The organism is Sphingomonas sp. LM7, assembly GCF_002002925.1.
Lineage (GTDB): Bacteria > Pseudomonadota > Alphaproteobacteria > Sphingomonadales > Sphingomonadaceae > Sphingomonas.
Genome location: NZ_CP019511.1, coordinates 433,117 through 452,424, shown reverse-complemented (window position 1 = coordinate 452,424; position 19,308 = coordinate 433,117). Strand labels below are relative to the sequence as shown.

Here is a 19,308-nt window from a genome sequence, read left to right as displayed (position 1 = left end):
TTCAGGGAGGGGGGATTCCCCGAGCAACCGGCAGCACTACGACAAAGCGCGTGCCGCTCGCTTCCGGATCGAGCATCAGCCCTCCACCTCCGGCGCGCAGCAGCGACATCGAGATCGCAAGGCCCAGCCCGGTGCCGCCCGCCGCGCGGCGGGTGGTGAAGAAGGGTTCGAAGATGCGCTCAGCATCAGCGGGGGCGATGCCACGGCCATTGTCGGTGACGGCGATTTCGAGCGTATCGCCCCGCCGCTCGATGCCGATCGTCGCTTCGCTCGCACCGGCCTGGCGGGCGTTTTCGAGCAACGTCGTGACCACCGCCTCGACCGTCGAAGCCTGAACCGCCACGGGCGCGGCCTCGCCCGGTTCGATCAGTACGCGGAAATCGCCGCCGCCCTGGGCATCCGTAACCTGCCGGATCACCGCGAGCGCGTCGACCGCGACGTCGGGATCGGCCTGCGCCATGTCGGCGCGGGCGAGATCGAGCAGCCGGGTAACCAGCTGCGACAGCCGCGAAGCATCCGCCTTGATGTTGCCGAGAAACCGTTCGCGCTCCTGCGGAGTCATCGTCGCGCCGTGATCCTCGAACAGCTCGATCGCGCCCGAAATTCCGGCCAACGGCGTCTTGAATTCGTGGCTGACCGAAGCGGCGAAATCACGCAAATAATGCGATCGGCGGTCGATCGCCGCCGCCATCGCGCGGAAATTCTCGAACAATGCCCGTATCTCGATTGCCGCGGTCACCGGCGCGTCGGGCACCGATCCGGTGCCGTTGGCAACGCCGCGGGTCGCATCGCCGAGCGCCTCGATCGGCCGGGCGATGCCGCGCGAGAGCAACCCGGTCAGCCCGAGCAGCACGAGGAAGATCAGTCCGATACCCAGCAGGATCTTGCCGCGATCCTCATATAGCCCGCGGAACAGCGCGCGCGGCGAGCGCGACTGGAGCAGCACGCCCACTACGCGCCCCTCGACGATGATCGGCCGGACATGGTGGATCCGCAGCGACGAGGCACGGCTGAGCCATTCGAAGGCGTAACGCTGACGATAGGCGCCGTTGGTACGCAGCACCGTGCCGACGCGCCCGTGCAGCGCCGCCGCCACTTCGGGAAGCGCGGCATAGGAACCGCCCGCCTGATGCCCGACCAGGATCACGCCATTTCCGTCAAGCAGCTGGAGCGAGGCGAGCGTCGTGCGCGCAGTGGCGGCGAGGATCGGGTGCAGCCGGCGCGCCATCGCCATCGCCTGGGGATCGGGCGCGTGCGTGCGCGGTAATGCCGGCGGCCGCTCGTCGAGCACCTTGGTAGTTCGCAGGTCGATTGTCGAACCTTCGGGACGATACGGCCGCGGATCGGTCGAGCCGGGCGCTGCGCCGGGCCATAGTGCCTGCGCGGTGGCGACCAGCACCGCGCCTTGTGCAATCAGCTCCGCCTCGGTCTGGCGGACCAGCGTATTCTCATAGACGCGCAGGAACAGCGCGCCTGCGCCGGGCAGCGCGGCGGTGAACAGCAAGGTGCCGAACAGGATCGTGCGCAGCCGCAGCGCCGGCCAATGCCGCTTGAGCACCGCCTTGAGGCCAGCGATCACGCCGGCGCGCCCGTGCAGCTCCCGATCCGATAGCCGACGCCGGCGCGAGTCTCGATCACGTCGGTGCCGCCGACCCCGGCGAACTTGCCGCGCAGATTGCGGATATGGCTGTCGATCGTGCGATCGGTCACCGCGAAGCCGGGGCCGTGGAGCCGGTCGATGATCGCGTCGCGGCTGAATACCTTGCCCGGCATCACCGCCAGCGTGCGGAGGATCGAGAATTCGGTCACCGTGAGCGCGATCTCGGTGCCCGCCCAGGTCGCCCGCCAGCCCTCGACGTCGAGCGCCAGCCGGCCATGATCGATCCGCCGCCCGTCATCGGTGGCCGCCGGCCTGGCGCCGGTGCGGCGCAGGATCGCCATCGAGCGCGCCACCACTTCGCGCGGGGAGAACGGCTTGACGACGTAATCGTCGGCGCCAAGCTCGATCCCGAGTACGCGATCGATCTCGTCGTCGCGCGAGGAGAGGAACAGGATCGGCAGGTCGCCGGCGGTGCGCAACCGCCGGCACGTCTCGAGACCGTCCATCCGCGGCATGTTGATGTCGAGCACCACCAGATCGACGTGCCGCGCCTCCACCAGCGCGAGCACCGCCTCGCCGTCATCGGCTTCGAGCGTGTCGAGCCCGGCCTTGGCGAAGGCGAAGGCGAGCAGCTGACGGATGTGCGGATCGTCGTCGGCGATCAGGATGGTGCGCGGCATGGGGCACATGATCATCGCGCGGCCTCGTTCGTCAATGCCGCGGGCGCGGGGACGAGCGTATCGGGCGGGACCGGCCCCGTCGCCGCCGAGGCTTCCGCGGGCGGCGCGGGCACCGGCTCGGGTGCGGGCGGCGGGATCAGGCTGCCGTCGCAGTTTCTCCCGACGGGCCCTTCGGACGGCCCGGCGCGCAGCCTGCGTCCTGCCAGCATCGTCTCGACTTGCTTCAGCCGCCGGTCATTGCGCCAGATCCATTCGCCGCCGCGCTGCCCTTCGATCGTGTCGTGCAGCACGCGGTGGCGCACCCAGGCGACGCGCTCGGCGAAATCGCCATCGAGGTCATTGTCGATCTCGAGCGCGGCCAGCGATGTAAGTGCCGAGGGTCCGAGTTGGCGCAGATAGCAAAGGTCGAGCGCGGCGCCCTTGCCGCCGACTTCGCGTGCATGACGGACATTCCACGACGCCGCGACCGCGCCGAGATCGACGACGGTGCACACCGCGAGCACCGCCAGCGCCGCACCCGCATTGGCGTTGATCAACCACGCCGCGCTGCGTCCGCCGAGCATCCGCCACAGGATCAGCACCAGCCCAAGCGCCACCAGCGCCATCCAGGTCAGCGCGGCGATGCGTAGCCCGGTGAGCGAATAGATTTCGATATAGTCGATCGTGCGCAGGATACTGGAGGCGACGAGGAAGACGTTCTGCGCGACCCACAGCACCACCAGCCGCCGGATAGCGGGGACCGAAGCGGTTGCCGATCCCGGCCGCAGCGCGACCAGCACGAACAGCCCGGCAAGCAGTGCCGTGGCGATCAGGGGGTAGGCGCCGCGATGGGCATAGTCCGCCAGCGTCACGCCCACGGGCAACGGGGCGCCGCTCCACAGGAACGCGATATCCAGGCCGTTCTGCAGTGCGAACAGCGCGTTGAAGGTAATCAAGGCAAGCAGCACCGAGCCACTCGTCACGCCGGGGATGGCCGACGGCATGCTCGCCGCGGGCAGATACGCGGCGAAGCGCAGCCGGTGCGGGCGCAGCGTTACCCAGACAAGCGTGAGGATCGCGCCCCAGAAGACGAACCGGCCGAGCGTGGCGTCGTCGAAACGCGGCGTGCCGAGCGCGACGAGCGCCTCGCTGATCACCGGGTTGGCGCTGGCGAACAGGCTGAGGAACACCGCGCCGCCGATCAGCGGCAAGGGCAGCAACGGCAGGATGCGCTGGCGTGGCAGCCCGCGGCCGAACGGCTTGCGCAGCCGGATCAGGTCGCGCCAAGGTCCGATGGCGCTAACGATGCCGTGAAGCGCCAGCCGCAGCACCCAGCGCCCGGCATGGCCGAACTGCGCCGCACGCGGCAGCAGCACCGCCATCGCCAGACAAGTGCCGAACAGCAGTACCGCCAGCGGTCCGGGGCTGTCGAGCAACGGCAGGACGAGGAGCAGCGCACCCGCCGCCGCGATCCAGCTCCGCCGGTCGCGCCACAAGGTCGGCGTGAGCGCCACAGTCGCGGCGGTCCAGGCAAGCGCGAACACGCCGAGATTGGAGCCGATGCCCTGCCCGGCCCAGAACAACCGGTCGGCGAGCAGGACGAGCCCGCCTGCCGCGGCGATCTTGGCGAGGAAACTGGAAGATAGTCGCAAGCGCATGTGAAACTCCCCGATAGTCGGGAAGCGTCATCGCGCTTCGATGTGCCGATCGGCCGGTAGCCGGCGTCAGCGCATCATGGTGATGTCGTGCAGATCCGGTGCAGGCCGCGCCGCCGGAGCGGGCGGCCCACCGGGTTCAGGCGATCAGAGCTCGCGCTCGATCCACTGCTTGATGCCGCTCTTGGGCAGCGCGCCGACCTGGGTGGCGGCAGGCTGGCCGTTCTTGAACAGGATCATCGTCGGGATGCCGCGCACGCCGTATTTGGTCGGCGCGTCGGGGTTCTCGTCGATATCGAGCTTGACGATGTTGACCTTGTCGCCGAGTTCGGCGGCGAGTTCTTCGAGCGCCGGTGCGATCATCCGGCAGGGTCCGCACCATTCGGCCCAGAAGTCCACGAGCACAGGCTTGTCGGCCTGGAGGACATCGGCGTCGAAGCTGGCGTCGGTGGTAGCCTGAGTGGCCATGAAACGGTCTCCTGAATGAGTCTTGATCGTTATCTATGTGCGCCGGGGTCCCGGCTCAAGCGCGCGAAGCCAAGCTTTGCTCCGTGGCGAGCAAGTCGGCCTTTCGCGCCGCGAGCAATTCGGGCGGCAGGACGTGGAGCGTAGGCCCCGCAGTGTAGAGCAACGCCGCTTCGATCCGGCGCCCAGGGAAGATCACCGCCAGCGCCGCGGCATAGGCCGCCATCTGACGCACATGGTAAGGCGGCATGGCGTCGAGCGTCGCGGACGCCCGCCGCGCGGTCTTGAAATCGACTACGCGCACCACGTCGTCGCGCACCACCAGCCGATCGACCGTCCCCGACACCACCAGCCCCTCGACCACCGCAGCGATCGGCGCCTCGGCGAGCGCATCGGGCGCGAACAGGTCGGCGAAGCGCAGATCCTCGATCACCGCAAGCGCCGCCGCGGCGATTTCGGCGCGGGCCGCCATATCCTCCACGCCCCCGGGCCCGGCCAGCCAGCGCTCCGCAGCTGGAGCACGCACGTCGGGCGCCAGCGCGGGCAAGCGCTCGAAAAGAGCATGGAGCAACCGCCCCCGCTCCGCTGCCAACCGCATTGCTGGCGTCGGCGGCGGATCGGCGGCAAGATCCTCACCCAGCGACGACGGCGCCAGCGGCCGTGGCGGGCGTGCCTCGGCCGGCGCAGGCAGCTTGATCCAGCCGGGCAAAGCGGGGTGTTCGGCGGGCTTCTCTCCCTTCTCCGTCGACACAGCAACCGGCGCCGCCGGCGTGATCCCGCGAAACTCGCGCGCCTCCCCTTCGGGCACCCCGAGCGCGTCGAGCGCCCGCGCACACGCGGCGTACCAGCTCGCCTCGGGCGGCACGCCCTTGGCCTGCGGGCCGAGCGCCCCGGCGATCACCAGCCGCTCCTCCGCCCGCGTCGCCGCGACGTAGAACAGCCGCCAATGTTCCTGCAGCTCGCGCCGGTCAGCCATTTCGAGCACCACGTCCAGCGGCCCGCCCCGCTCCGCCGCGCGCGGCCGGAAGATCGGGAACGGCGCGGCGTCGTGGTCCTCGGGCGCCCAAAGCAGGAAATCGCGCGGGCTTCGCGTCGGGTCCACGGTCGCGTCGGCGAGGATCACCAAAGGCGCCTGCAGCCCCTTGGCGCCATGCGCGGTCATCACCCGCACCGACCCCGCCGGCTGCGCCGCATCGCGGACGATCTCGACATCGCCGCGATCGAACCAGTCGAGGAAGCGCTGGAGCGACGGCGTCGCGACATTTTCGAAGTTGAGCGCGGCGTTGAGCAGTTCCTCGATCGGGTCCCGCGCCTCTTCCCCCAACCGCAGCAGCAGCTTTCGCCGCCCGTCGAGCGCGCCCGAAAGGATTTCCTCCAGAAAGCGATACGGCGTGGTGAAGTCGGCCCGATTGAGCAACGCTTCGAGCGGTCCGATCCGATCCTTGGCAGTATCGCGCAGATGCGACCACAAGGACGCACTCTTCGGCCGCAGCGCTGCGGCCATCAGTTCGTCCTGGCTCCACCCGATCAGCGGCGACACCAGCAGCGACGCCAGCGACAGATCGTCCTCGGGCTGGAGCACGAAGCGCACCGCGGCGAGCAGGTCCTGCACCGCCAGCGGCGCATTGAGCCGCAGCCGGTCGACCCCGGCCACCGGCACGCCCTCGGCATAGAGCCGCGCGACGATTAGCGACGCCAGTTCGCCGCGCCGCTTGACGAGGATCATGACGTCCTCGGGACGCAGCGCCCGCCCCTTGCTTTCGAGCATCAGCCCGTCGGCGAGCCATGTCTTGATCGCCCGCGCAATGTCCCCCGCCAGCTTCCGGGTGGTGTCGCCGACCCATTCCTCCTCATCGGCATCGCTGCCGCCTTCGGCAGTCGCCGGCCACAGCGTCACCGTCCCCGGCCCCGGCACTTCACTGGCATGCGGCTCGGCGTCGCTGAGATCGCCCATCCCCGGCTCCGCCAGCCCGCCGATCGCCGCATCGACGAATTCGAGCACCGGCCGGGTCGAGCGGAAGCTGTGGGTCAGCGACAGCGATTCGAGCTCGCGCGCCTCTACATCGAAGTCGGGCTGGACCCGCGAGGCCTGCCAGAAGCGCTCGAACGCCGCGCGGAAATAGATCGGATCGGTGCCCTGGAAGCCGAAGATCGCCTGCTTGTAGTCGCCGACAGTGAACAGCGTCCCGACCGCCTCGCCGCGTGCGCCCTGCCCCGCGAAGAACTCGTCGGCAATCGCGCTGACGATCGCCCATTGCTGCGGATTGGTGTCCTGCGCCTCGTCTATCAGGACATGCTCGGTGACCTGGTCGAGCTTGTAGCGCACCCATTCGCCCATGCCCGGCTCGGCGAGCAGCGCGACGGTCTTGCGGATCAGGTCGTTGAAATCGACTGCACCGACCCGGCGCTTGGCCCGCGCATAGGTGTCGGCATAGGCTCGCCCCGCCTCCAGCCCGCGCGCGAGCAAGTCTGCGAAATCGGCCTGCACCTTCAACCCGATCAACTCGCCGCACCGCCCGTGCAGCCGCATTGCCAGATCGGCATAGGCTTCGTCCTGCGGCGCCTGCCCCTTGCCGAACGAGCGCGGCTCGCCCTTGGCAGTGGCCCAGACCGAATGAAGGTCGGCGAGCCGCAGCGCGCGCCTGGCCGGCGGCAGGGTCAGCCACATCGCGATCTCTTCGGCGCGCGCGAGGCCCGTCTTGGTGCCCCAAGCGGCATTCATGGTCGCGATCTGGCGCAGTCCGGCGCAATCGAACGCGTCATCGCCGCAGCATTGCTCGATCTCGGCGGCGATATCGCCCGAAGGCAAGCCAAGCGCGCGGCGCAGGAACGGCTGGATGCCGCTGGGCAGCGCCGCCATCGCCTCGCCGTTCGACGCGCAGATCTTCAGGAACGCCTCGGCCTTGCCCTCGCCCAGCCGCAGGCTGAGCGCACCGACTGCGTCGATCAGCACGGTCCGCCCCTCTCGGCCCGCATCGACCAGCATCTCGGCCAACGCCTCGCGCGCCAGCACCGCCTCTTCGCGCTGGTCGAGCGGGCGGAAGCCGGGGACCAGGCCCGCCTCGACCGGAAAGGCCGAAAGCAGCGACTGGCAGAAGCTGTGAATCGTCTGGATGCGGATCCCCCCGCCCGGCGCATCGAGCACCTTGGCGAACAGCGTGCGGGCACGCGCGCGGCCTTCGGGGGCGATGCTTTCGCCCAAAGCCTCGAGATCGGCGACCAGCTCGGCGTCGCTTGCCCGCACCCAGCGCGCCAGCCGGCTGGTGATCCGCTCTGACATCTCAGCGGCGCCCGCCTTGGTGAAGGTGAGGCACAGGATCGCGCCGGGATCGGTGCCGGCGAGCAGCAGCCGCCAGACGCGCGCGGCGAGCACCTGCGTCTTGCCAGTGCCCGCCGACGCCGACAGCCAGATATGCCGCGACGGATCGCTTGCGCGGCGCTGGTTGCCCTTGAGGGGATGGAGCGTGCGGACCTCAGTCACGGCCATACCATTCGTCGCGGCGCATCAGCTGGTCATACTCGGCATAGGGCGCGTAATCGGGGTGGAGCTTGGCGGTGAATGGCTCGTCCCCGGTCAGCCACATCCGTGCCGCGCCCTCGAACTGCGCGACGGCGCGATCGACGAAATCGTCTGCAGGCAGATAATCGCGCCGCCTGGGATCGCACGGGCTCTCGACATAGCCGAACGCGCCGCGGCTGTTCTTCGACAGCGACCAATATTCGAACTGCTTGGCGCGCCCCTCGATTCCATCGAACCCACCGCGTTCGGCGATCAGACCGAGCAGCCCCAATTGCAGGCTGAAGCCCTCGCGGACCGCGGCGAGGCTTGGCGGCTTGCCGGTCTTGTAGTCGACGATCGCAAGGCTGCCGTCGCCCATACGGTCGATCCGATCAAACGTACCGCTGAGCTCGACCCCGGCGAAGGGGATCACGCCGCGCTTCTCGACCGCAATAACTTTCCGGGACGGATCGGCGGCGATCTGCCCGGCGATCCAGTCGATGGCTTCCATCAGCCGCGGTGCCCAGAGCGCGCGCATCATCGGATGCGTCCGCTCATCGCTCAGCATCGCCTCCGCGCGCGCACGCAAACGCTCCGGCGCACACTCGTCAAGCTCAAACCATTTCTGAAGAACGTCGTGTACCGCCGTGCCACGCCACGCCGCGCTCGGATCGGCATCGACGGGATCGAGCGGCATCAGCCGCAGCATCCGCCGCGCGTAAAACGCATAGGGGTCGGCCTTGAGCCGATCGACTTCGGTGACCGACAGCGCCTTGGGACGCAGTTCGACTGCCGGTTGGGGCGCCGGCCGATCGGCGGGCTGGTGCGCGCCCGGATCGTCGATCCCGCGCAGCCACGCGACGATCTCCCCGGCACGCTCCAGCCCGCCCGACAACGCTTCGAGCCGCAGCCAGAAGCGCGAGGCGATCGTCGGGGCGCTGGCATCGCGGCGGGCGCGAGTGAGCAACACCTGCGGCGCGCCCAGCGCCCCGGCAAGATCGTGCGCCGAGAGTCCGATGCGCCGCTCCAGCCCCGGCAGCCCCAGTTCGGCGCGGATGCGCGGCGCGAGCCACGGGTCGGGCGCGGGTAGCCCCGGCCACACGCCTTCGTTCAATCCGCCGAGGATCATCAGGTCGGCGGTCTGCAGCCGCGCCTCGATCAGGCCCAGGATCGCCAGCCGCGGATGCCCGCCCTGCGGCGGCCGCACCGCGACTTCCTCCATCAAGGTGCGCAGCATCGGTGCCAGCGCCTCGGGCTCGGCGCGCGGTGGGCCATTGGCGGCCTCGCGTTCGGCGGCATCGAGCAGGTTCGCCGCCTCGCGTCCCTCGCTGCGGGCCCAGAGCGCATCACCGCCCAGCGCCTGCGCGGTCTCGCGCAAGGCGGCGAGCAATGCCGGCACGGGCTGCGGCCCACCGGCGAACACGTCCTCCAGCGGCGCCAGCAGCGCCCGTGCCTCGGGCCACCAGCGCTGCGCCGCGCGGCGCAAAAGCCCGTCTCGCCCATCTTGCTCGGCAAGATGCCGGTCGATCCCCTGCAATCCCGGTGCAGGTCGTGGCCCGCGCAATGCCCTATCAAGCCGGCGCACCCCCTCAAGCCATTCGCCGCGGCGTTCGGCCATCACCAGCGGATGCTTGAGCAGGGTGAGCAACGCCAGCGGCGCGAAGCCCTGCGCCGCGGCATCGGCAAGCGCGAGCAGCAGCGTCCCCGGCGGCAGGATCGACAGCGGCTGGCCGGCGGAATCGTCGACCGCGATCCCCCAGCGCGCGCAATGCGCCGCGACGCGCCGCGCCAGCGCCCGATCGGGGGTGACCAATGCCGCGGTCCGCCCCGGCGTCTCCAGCACTTCGCGCAGCGCCAGCGCGATGCCCTGCGCCTCCTCGGCGGGAGTCGCGACTTCGAGCACGCGCACCCCGTCGAGCCGCCGCTCCGCCGCCGGCAGCGCAGTCCAGCCATGGGTCAATTCGGGCGGCGCCATTGCCGATGCGATCGCCCTGCTCCGTGCCGGCGGCGCGTCATGCTCACTGACCACCCGCCACGGATCGAACTCGCTGCGATGCACGCCCATCCGGTCAAGCAGCAGCTTCAAATGGAATTGCGGATGGCTCTCCAGATTGCGCCGGCGCCGGCCGGTGACCGGATCGGGCTTGTGCGGGCCCAGCGCGTCCCATTCGGCGTCGCTGATCCCGGTGGCGAGCCCGGGCAGCACCACCATCCCCTGCGGCAGCGCCGCAACGGTGCGCAGCAGCCGCGCGAACACCGGCGACGCCGCGGCGACGCCCGCCGCGCAGACGAAGCCCGCGGGCGGTGCGCTACGCCAGCGCCTGGCGACCTTGTCGATCAGCCGCCGCCGCCGTTCGGCAAGGTCGATTCGGCCGAGCCGCTCGAGCTCCCTGGGCCAGCGCGTCAGCACCACTTCGAACAGCGCGAGCGAGCGCTCCCAATGCGCCGACAATTCTTGGCTGAGCTCGATCTCCTTGAGCGCGCGCGGCGCGACTTCCTCGATCAGCAACTGGTCGAGCGTCGTCGCCAGGTCGCCCGCCAGCCGCACCGCCTCGGCCGCATCGACCGGCGCGCCCGATTCCTGGATCAGCCTCGCGAGGATCATGCGGCGCTGGAGCGGCTCGACTGCAGGCGGGATCGGGTCTTCGTCGCCGGCAGTGTCGAACACCGCTTCGTCAAGCTCGGGATCGCCCACCGCGACCAGCCGCGGCAGCAGCAGCCCGCGTTCGCTGGCGCGGACGAACGCGTCCTGGATCGCGCGCTTGGCGCGGTTGTTGGGCAGCAGCACCAGCCCCCGCGCGAGCCGCAGCGGATCGCTGCCGAACCGCCGGATCAGCCCGATCGCCAGCGCATCGGCGAACGCACGATGCGGCGGGATGGTGTAGAGATGGAGGCGTTCGGGCATTGGCCTATTCGCTACGCGCCCCGCGCCGAAACGCCAATGTCGCGAATCTCAAAACCGTCACCCCGGCCTTGTGCCGGGGTCCACCGTGCCGCGCCGGTGAACCATAGAGGATCGAGGGAATCGCAAAGCCGCGTGGTGGACCCCGGCACAAGGCCGGGGTGACGGGCTAAAGACAGCCAATGCCCGTCACATCTCCGCCAGCACCGCCTCCGCCGCGCCGACTGCCGCGGGCGTGCCGACGTCGAACCACAACCCCTGGTGTACCACGCCCCATAGCCGCCCCGCCTCCAGCGCGCGGGTGAAGAACAAATTGGTCGAGAACGGTCCCTCGGGCCAGTCGCGGATCAGCCGGGGGGAGAGGATCGACACCCCGATGAATACGAATGGCGCCACCCGCCCGGGCTTGCGCCGCTCGGTGATCCGGCCGAGCGCGTCGAGCCGGAAATCGCCCTGGCCCTTGTGGCAATTGGCGCGCGCCAGCGGCACTACCAGCAGCAGCGCGTCCATCTTCGCTTCGTCCCACTGCGCCGCGAGCCCGCGGATCGCATCGACCGGGCCATCGATCCACAGATTGTCGCTGTTGACGCACAGGAACGGCTTGTCGCCGATCAGCTCGCGCGCCTGGACGATGCCGCCGCCGGTCTCCATCAATTGCTTGCGCTCGTCGGAAATCAGCACTTCCACGCCGCTTGCCCGCGCGCGCAGATGCGCTTCCATCTGGTCGGCGAGGTAATGGACGTTGACGATCGCGCGCTTCACTCCCGCCGTGCGAAGATGATCGAAAGTGTGGTCGATCAGTGTTTTGCCGGCGACTTCCACCAACGGCTTGGGACGCGTGGCAGTCAGTGGACGCATCCGCTTGCCGAGCCCGGCCGCCATCACCATCGCAGTCTCGGGCACGGCCGCATCGGGCTGCGGCCGCAGCGAATAGATCGCGCTCATTCGCCGACGATCGCCAGCGGATCCCCGCGCATCTCTGCGGGAATGTTCGCATCGAACCAGTCGCACACCGGCTTGAGCGCCGGGTGCTTCAGATCCCGCTCCAGATAGCCCCAGACGCGTGGGCAGAATCCGGCATAGCGCGGCTTGCCGTCGCGCCGCCACAGCCGCGTAAAGATGCCGACGATCTTGGCGTTCCGCTGCGCGCCGAGCACATGATAGGCAACGTCGAAGGCGTCGCCGGCGCCGGTGATCCGCTTGTAGCGATCGAGCATCGCCGTCTCGAGCTCGGCAGGCACGTCGCGCCGCGCGTCCTGCAACAGCGAGACGAGGTCATATGCCGGGTGCCCGGCAAGCGCGTCCTGGAAATCGAGCAGGCCCAGGCTCTCGCTCCCTTCGATCAGCATGATGTTCTCGGCATGGTAATCGCGCAGCACCGTGACGGGCGTATGACCCGAAAGCACGGGCGCCAACGCCGCGTCCCACGCGTCGATATAGCCTGCCATGTCGACTTCGAGACCGACTGCGGGCGAATACCATTCGGGCAGCAACGCCACTTCGCGATGATATTCGGCAAGGTCATAGGGGCGGATATCGGCCGCCGCATGCTGGCCAAGCCGGACCAGCAGATCCACGGCTTCCTCGTACAGCCGGAGTTCGCTCTCCGGGGCGGCATCCACGGTCTCGCGCAGCCGCGCGTCGCCGAAATCCTGGAGCAGCACCAGGCCTTCCGCGAGATCCTCGGCAAGGATTTCCGGCGCCGCGAAGCCGCGTTCGCCCAGCCAGCGCGCGATCGAGATGAACGGGCGCGGATCCTCGTGCGGCGGCGGCGCGTCCATCAGGATCGCGCTGCGATCATGATGGACCACGCGGAAATAGCGGCGGAACGAGGCGTCGCCGGCGAGCGGGCGTATCTCGGCACCTTCCCATCCGGCGGCGACCAGGAAGTCGGGCGCCGCGGCGGGCGGATTCATGTCCAGGGGAGTATTTGCGACCATCGATCCTCCCATGCCGCCGGCACCTTGGCTGTCAAGCCACGCGCGCCGTCCGGCGTTACATCCAGGGTGAGCCACAGCGCATCGGCCCAATAGGCCGCGCCCAGCCGCTCGGGCCATTCGACGAGCAGCAGCGAATCGAAGCGCGCATCGTCGAGGCCTAGTTCCTCGGCCTCGTAGGGGTCTTCGATTCGGTAGAGATCGACGTGCAGCACCGGGAACCGCACTTCCGGCGGCGCATAGGGCTGGACGATCGCGAAGCTCGGGCTCGGCGCCTCTCCCTCCAGCCCCAGTGCAGCGAGCAGGCCGCGCGCGATGCTGGTCTTGCCCGCGCCGAGCGGCCCGGACAGCGCGATCACGTCGCCGGGGCGGACGAGCGCGGCGAGCTGCTCGCCGAGCGCGAGCGACTCTTCGGGCGACGCGAGCCGCATCCCAAAATCGTCCCCCCTCACGTCCGCGGCAGTTCGACGGTCACCAGCGTGCCCTCGCCCGGCTCGGAGATCAGCTCGATCCGTCCGCCATGCGCCTCGACGAACTGCTTCGCCAGCGGCATGCCCAGCCCCAGCGCACGCTCGCCGCCGCGCGAAATGCCGTGCTGGGCGAAGCTGTCGAACGCCTTTGCCGCGGCTTCCCTGCTCATCCCCGGCCCGTTGTCGGATACGATCACCCGCGCCACCTTCTTGTTGCCATCGAGGTGGAGCAGCACCCGCCCGTCCTCGGGCGTGCAGGCGACGGCGTGGCGCAGCAGATGCTCGACCACCTGGCGAAGCCGCTTGAGGTCGCCGGTCACGACGCCCGCGGTGCCGGCATCCTCGACCACCAAGTCGATGCGCTTGGCCTTGGCGAGCGGCGCGATCGCCTCGGCCGCGGCATTGGCCGCCAACTCGAGATCGACCGGCACCCGCTCCAGCGGCGCGCCTTCGCTCTGGGTCAAGTCGAGCACGTCATCGACCAGCGCGCTCAGCCGATCGACCGACACCAGGATCGCCTCGGTATATTCGACGGCGTTCTTGGTCAGCCGGCCTGCAAAGCCGCCATTGAGCATCTCGGTGAACCCCTTGATCGAGGTCAGCGGGGTGCGCAGCTCATAGCTCATATTGGCGACGAACGCGGTCTTCACCCGGTCCGCCGCCTCCAGCGCCTCGTTGCGGTCGCGCAGCGCGCGCTCGGCGCGGTGATGATCGGTGGTGTCGAGCATCGTCACCAGCGCATTGCCATCGGGCAGCGGCACCGCGGTGATGTCGAAATGCCGCCCGTCGGCGAAGGCCACGGTGCTGCCGCGAGTCTGGCGGTCCTTGGCCGCCAGCCGGATCAGGTCGCCCAGCACTTCGGCACGCCCCGGATTGCTGAGCCGCGACGCGACCGCCTTGACCAGCTGGCCGATCTGCGGATGCCCGTCGAGGAATGCGTCCTCGAAGCCCCAGACTTGGCGGAACTTGCGGTTCCACAGCTGCAGCCGGCCCTTGCCGAACACGCCGACTGCCTCGGCCAGGCTCTCCAGCGTCGCGGTGCGCACCTGCTGCATCTCGCCATGTTCGCGCTGCAGCTCGAATTGCTGGGTGCGATCCTCGAAGATCAGCAGCAGCCCGCCTTCGGGCAGCGGCTGGGCGACGACGCGCAGATGCGTGCCGCCGACGCTCCACGTCTCCTCGACTGCGTCGGGCGCCACGAACCATTCGCGCCGCTCGGCCTTCCACGCCGGATAGTCGCGCACTTCGGGAAGCCGGTTGGCCTCGCGCATCCGGTCGAGCACCCGGTCGAACTCGGGGCGGTCGGCCAGCCATTCGGTCTTCATCGCGAACATGCGGCGGAACGGCTGGTTGCAGAACGCCAGGCTGCGATCGGGCGCGAATTGCGCGACGCCGGCGGAAAGCCGGTCGAGCATCGCCCGTTGCGCTTCGCCGAAGCGCTTCAGTCCGCCGCGCAGCTGCTCGTAATCCTCGATATCGATCGCGAAGCCTGCGACGCCGCCTGTCGGCAACGGCACGTCGTGGAGGCGTAGCATCCGCCGCGCATCGCCGATCGTCGCGGGCATCGCCGTGGTCTGCGGTTCGCCGGTATCGCGTGCGATGGCGGCATTCGCCAGCGGGCCGCCCAGCCCTGCCCCTTCGACCAGTTCGATGCCGCGCGCGACCACATCCTCGCTGTCGGCACCCTCGACGGCGCGGACATAGGCCGAATTGACCATCAGCAGCCGCAGGTCGGGCCCGCGATACCACATCGGCATCGGCGCCGCCTCGATCAGCGCGGTCAGGGCGTCGAACGCCGCGCGCAGCCGGCTCGCTTCATGCTGGAGCCGGGCGATCTCGCTCTGGCTCTCGGTCGCGTCGAGGAACCACAGCACCACTCCGCCCGGCCCGCGCCCGGCATCCGCCAGACGCTCGCCGACGACGAGCAGCGCCCGTTCGGACCCTTGCGCGCGCACCGACAGGCTGAACGGCTGCCCCGCCTTCTGCGCCGCGATGACATGCGCCTCGAGCACTGCGGCATCGGGTGCGACCAGCCCGCTCTCGATCCCGGCCAGATCCGATAGCTCGCGCGGCTGCAAGTCGAGCCCCAGCCAATCGGCCAGCCGCCGCGGCACTTCGACGCGGCCATCGGGACGCACCACCATCGCCTGGGCGGGCGATCCGGCGACCAGTGCCGCCAGCCGCGCATTGCGGTCCGCAGTTTCGCGCGCCTCGGCCCGCGCGCGCAGGCCGGTGAACAGCATCCAGGTCGCGCCGACCAGCAGCAGGGCGAGCACGGCGCCCGCCACTATTGCCGCCGATTGCGGAATCTCGATCAAGCCGCCTCTCCGCGACTTCGCTGGACCATCATATGCCAACCCTTAGGCAAAGCGCCGCGGATCGGAAAGCGGCTTGCGCGGGCCTAGGCGCGCATATCGCCATCTTGTTTGCCCAGCAGGCGCCGGAGCAACGGTTTGCGGGGATGTGGCGCGGCTTCGTCGGGCACGGGCGCCGCATTGGCCAGCGGCTCGATCGACAGGTGCAGCATCAGCCGCCGCGTCTCGTCTTCGAGCGCGTCCTCCTCGGGAGTGCCCAGGGCGCCACGCAGGATCTCGGCGATCCGTTCGCGTGCGTGCCCGGCGTCGTGATTGGCTTCGCTGTTCCTCAATTCAGCGGTCGAACGAAGCAAGCTCCGGCTTGGGCGCAGCATCATCGATCGTGTCGGGACGATCCGACGCAAATGCCAGATCGGTCGATTCAAGCGCAGTCGGCTGCTCCGGAAGCTCGGCTTCCCAGGCAGTTGCCGAGCGCTGCTTGTAGAAATCGAACGAACCCGAAGTGGTATAGTTCGCCAGCCCCATGCCGGCGACGCTGCCGCACATGCATATGCCGAGGCATCCGAGCGCCAGCTTGGCGAAGGTCTCGCGCTGCATAATCGTCTCCCTGTGCCGCCATAACGTGGGCAACGCCGCCACCGTTCCACTGCCGGAAACCGCCATGCAGAAAGGGGCCCGGCTCGCGCCGGACCCCTTTTGCTTTTCCTGGTCGGCGACGGCTTCAGAAGCCAGCGAAAGCCACCCGTGCACCGGCGTAATAGGTCCGGCCGACAAAGCTGTAGGGATAGCCCGTGGACGCCACGTCGCCCTGCTTGTTGGTGAGGTTGTTCACGCCGCCATAGAAGGAGAACCGGTCGTTGACCGCGACTGCCGCCTGAATGTCGTGCTCCAGCTTGTCGCTGTACCAATGATATTTGGGATCGGCGATATCCGGGTTCGCGCGGAGCTGATCGACGCTGTAGCGGCGCGTCTTGCTGAAATAGGCCATGCCGTAGTTCAGCGTCAGCGGGCCGTTCGACCAGGTCAGGTCCAGCGTGCCGCTATATTCCGGCGAATAGGCAGTGAGCTTGTCGATTTCGACATCGGCGCCCGGCGTCGGGACGAACGTCGCCTTGTCGAGATAGTTGCCGACCACGCGCAGGTTGAACTGCCCGAGCGAGCCCACCGTGAAGCCATAGTTGACGGTGAGGTCGAGGCCCGCGGTCTGCAGCCCCGCGACGTTCTGCGGCCCGACATAGAAGTCGTTGACATAGCCGGTGGTGCCGCTGCGTGCGACGTTCGAGCAATAGATGTTCGTCACGTCGGGCTGATCGACGCAGAGATCGACGATCTCCTGTGCAGTCGCCGTGCGGATCGCGTTGCGCAGGCGAATGTCGTACCAGTCCGCCGTGATCGTCAGGCCCGGGACGAAGCTGGGCTGAAGCACGATGCCGGCGGTCCAGGTGCGCGCGGTTTCTTCGCCCAGATTGGTATTGCCGCCGGCCCGGCCGGGAAGGCTGACCGTCGCCGTCGGATCGCTGGTCGGATTGAAGTTGGCGATCTGCGCCGGGGTAAGGCCCGCCGCCGCCAGCAAGGTCTGGCAATTGGCGGCGCGGAACTGCGTGCCCTCGGCCAGGTTGGTGGGGTCGCACGGATCATCGATGAACGCGAAGGTGCCGTTGGTCGGCGAGAACAGCTCGGTGATGTTCGGCGCGCGCACTGCCTGTGAATAGGTGCCGCGGATGCGGAAGTCGCGGATCGGCGCGTAGACGCCGCTGAACGAATAGGTCGTGGTGTTGCCGACCGTCGAATAGTCCGAGAGACGCAGCGCCGCGTTGAACTCGAGCGTCTCGGCGAAGGGCAGGTTCTTCAGCAGCGGTACGCGGAGCTCGCCGAAGATTTCCTTGACGTCGAAGCTGCCGCGCTCGGGCAGAATCTGCGCGATATCGGCAAGCGCCCCGGCCTGGAGATAGGGATCCGAATCGAAGTCGCTGATCTCCTTGCGGTACTCGCCGCCGACGGCGAAGCCGATCGGGCCGCCCGGCAGCTCGAAGAACTGGCCGAAGTCGCCGGCCAGCGATCCCGAAACGACGTGCTGCTGAACCTTGTAGCGGTTCACCAGATCGACGTTGAAGAAGGCGAGCGCCGCCTGGCTCCCGACATTCTCGCCGATCAGGTTGAGCGGTGCGCAGCCGCTGTTCGCGCCCGGCGTGAAGGTCGATGCAGGCTCGTCGAAATTGTTGGGATCGATGTTCGACGTGGGATCGAGCGTCGAGCGGCAGACGATCTGGCCGCTGACGGGATCGCGCACCGCGTCCACCGCCGCATAATAACGATCGGTGAGACGATAGTTCGTGCTCAGGAAGCGGCTCTTGGTCTGCCCATAGGTGTAGGATAGTTCATAGGTCGCGTGCTCGCTGATGCGTCCGTCGATGCCGAAGACACCGCGCAGCGTTTCGCGCTCGGCCGATTCACCGCGGATGCCGTGGTCGAAATTGTCGCGCGAGATGAGCGCGCCGCCCGCGGCGAGCGCGCCGAACCGGTCGGTCAAGAACGGATTGTCCGGCGTGAGATAGGTGTAGAAGTCGTAGCTCGGCTGCGCCACCGAATAGCTCTGCGTATTGGCATATTTGCCCTGCGCGAACACGCGGAACGCCGGCGAGAATTCGAAGCTCGACAGCAGATTGACGTTGTGGATCCGGTTCTCGGGCTGGAGATCGCCCTGATAGCCGGCGGTCGGCGTGCTGTCGCCGCCCTGGGTCAGACCGCCCGAACCGGGGAGCAGGCGGCCACGATCGTAGATGCCGCCATTGCCGTTATAGTCCGGGATACCGTCGAAATCGAAGTCGATCGCGCCGTTCCGCGAGCTGTCCGCATAGCGCACATTGTTGGTCAGCACGCGATCGAACACATTGGGATCATCGACGGCATAATCGCTCGGATCCTGCAGCAAACTGTAGCTGCGCAGCGGGTCGCCGACACGCGCGCGGCCGAACCCGGTGACGCGATCGTCCTTGGTATACTCGTACGACAGCGCGAGGTTGGCGCGATCGTCGAAGAAGTTCTTGCCCACCGTCAGCGAGAAGAACTGGTTGCCCGCGTCGCCTGCGTCCGAGATGCCGGCCTGGGCACGGGCACGAAAGCCCTCGAAATTGCGCTTGAGGACGAAGTTGACCACGCCCGACACGCCGTCCGCGCCATAGACTGCGGAGGCACCGCCGGTCTGGACATCGACGCGCTCGATCAGGTCCTTGGGGATCGTGTTCACATCGACCGACGCCGAGCCCGGCAGGCCGGCGACATGGCGGCGGCCATCGACCAGCGTGAGCGTGCGGTTGGTGCCCAGATTGCGCAGGTTGAGCAGGTTCGCACCGGTGGCGCCAAAGTCGCCATTCGATCCCGACTGGTCCTGGCTGGTATCCGACGCGAGCAGCGCCGGGTTCTGGACGAGAAAGTCGGTCAGGTTGGTGCGGCCCGATTGTTCGAGGGTCGCGGCGCTATAGGATACCATCGGATTGGGCGACGCGATCTCGGGACGCGCGATACGCGAACCGGTGACGACGATGTCCTGCGCCTCTTCGGCCTGGCTGGTCTGCGGCTCGTCGGCGACAGTCGCGCTGTCCTCGGTCTGGGCATAGGCCGGTGCCAGGCAGGCAATCGACAGGGCAGCGACGGAAACGGTGAGCAGTCCACGCGAGCGGAGAACGGGATACGCCATCGGACAATCCTTTTACGGTAAGGCTGACGCCTCCCGCGGCTACGTTTCCCGAGTGTTTCTGATCCCGCTGCACCGCAGCATGCGTGACAGTTCTGCGACGAGTGTAGCC

13 protein-coding genes are annotated in these 19,308 nt (G+C 68.6%); all 13 read right to left on the bottom strand.

All coding sequences use genetic code 11. The features are described from left to right. Position 1: 1 nt before the first annotated feature. The 13 genes from BXU08_RS02150 to BXU08_RS02090 all read right to left on the bottom strand — a co-directional run bounded on the left by BXU08_RS02150 (position 2) and on the right by BXU08_RS02090 (position 19,199). Complete coding sequence (locus BXU08_RS02150) at positions 2–1,579, bottom strand: HAMP domain-containing sensor histidine kinase (RefSeq protein ID WP_077508367.1); 1,578 nt, start codon at positions 1,577–1,579, stop codon at positions 2–4. After that, positions 1,576–2,295, bottom strand: coding sequence for a response regulator transcription factor (locus BXU08_RS02145; protein ID WP_216352893.1), 720 nt, complete (start codon positions 2,293–2,295; stop codon positions 1,576–1,578). Before BXU08_RS02145 ends, BXU08_RS02150 begins: the two co-directional genes overlap by 4 nt. Further along, complete coding sequence (locus BXU08_RS02140) at positions 2,292–3,917, bottom strand: DUF4153 domain-containing protein (protein WP_077508364.1); 1,626 nt, start codon at positions 3,915–3,917, stop codon at positions 2,292–2,294. Before BXU08_RS02140 ends, BXU08_RS02145 begins: the two co-directional genes overlap by 4 nt. 144 nt (positions 3,918–4,061) lie before the next feature. After that, entirely contained in the window at positions 4,062–4,382 is a 321-nt protein-coding gene (gene trxA, locus BXU08_RS02135; RefSeq protein ID WP_077508361.1) for a thioredoxin, read from the bottom strand. Positions 4,383–4,437: 55 nt separating this feature from the next. After that, positions 4,438–7,866 carry a double-strand break repair helicase AddA gene (addA, locus tag BXU08_RS02130; protein ID WP_077508358.1) on the bottom strand — a complete coding sequence of 1,143 codons (3,429 nt, stop codon included), beginning with the start codon at positions 7,864–7,866 and terminating at the stop codon, positions 4,438–4,440. Then, positions 7,853–10,783, bottom strand: coding sequence for a double-strand break repair protein AddB (gene addB / locus BXU08_RS02125; RefSeq protein ID WP_077508355.1), 2,931 nt, complete (start codon positions 10,781–10,783; stop codon positions 7,853–7,855). Before addB ends, addA begins: the two co-directional genes overlap by 14 nt. Before the next feature lie 186 nt (positions 10,784–10,969). Next, positions 10,970–11,725 (bottom strand): nucleotidyltransferase family protein, encoded by a 756-nt coding sequence (locus tag BXU08_RS02120; RefSeq protein WP_077508352.1) that lies wholly within the window; start codon positions 11,723–11,725, stop codon positions 10,970–10,972. Further along, the gene (locus BXU08_RS02115) at positions 11,722–12,696 is read right to left on the bottom strand and encodes an aminoglycoside phosphotransferase family protein (RefSeq protein ID WP_077508349.1); all 975 of its coding nucleotides are present in this window, start codon (positions 12,694–12,696) and stop codon (positions 11,722–11,724) included. The genes BXU08_RS02120 and BXU08_RS02115 overlap by 4 nt, the downstream gene beginning before the upstream one ends. After that, positions 12,693–13,148, bottom strand: a complete 456-nt coding sequence (gene tsaE / locus BXU08_RS02110; RefSeq protein ID WP_077508346.1) for a tRNA (adenosine(37)-N6)-threonylcarbamoyltransferase complex ATPase subunit type 1 TsaE — start codon at positions 13,146–13,148, stop codon at positions 12,693–12,695. The genes BXU08_RS02115 and tsaE overlap by 4 nt, the downstream gene beginning before the upstream one ends. 17 nt (positions 13,149–13,165) lie before the next feature. Then, the gene (locus BXU08_RS02105) at positions 13,166–15,505 is read right to left on the bottom strand and encodes a PAS domain-containing sensor histidine kinase (RefSeq protein WP_253190471.1); all 2,340 of its coding nucleotides are present in this window, start codon (positions 15,503–15,505) and stop codon (positions 13,166–13,168) included. Between the two features lie 83 nt (positions 15,506–15,588). Beyond that, complete coding sequence (locus BXU08_RS02100) at positions 15,589–15,855, bottom strand: hypothetical protein (protein ID WP_171982387.1); 267 nt, start codon at positions 15,853–15,855, stop codon at positions 15,589–15,591. Then, complete coding sequence (locus tag BXU08_RS02095; RefSeq protein ID WP_077508340.1) at positions 15,836–16,099, bottom strand: hypothetical protein; 264 nt, start codon at positions 16,097–16,099, stop codon at positions 15,836–15,838. The genes BXU08_RS02100 and BXU08_RS02095 overlap by 20 nt, the downstream gene beginning before the upstream one ends. A 124-nt stretch (positions 16,100–16,223) precedes the next feature. Continuing rightward, positions 16,224–19,199: a TonB-dependent siderophore receptor gene (locus BXU08_RS02090; protein ID WP_077508337.1), complete on the bottom strand. Its 2,976-nt coding sequence runs from the start codon at positions 19,197–19,199 to the stop codon at positions 16,224–16,226. Positions 19,200–19,308 lie beyond the last annotated feature (109 nt).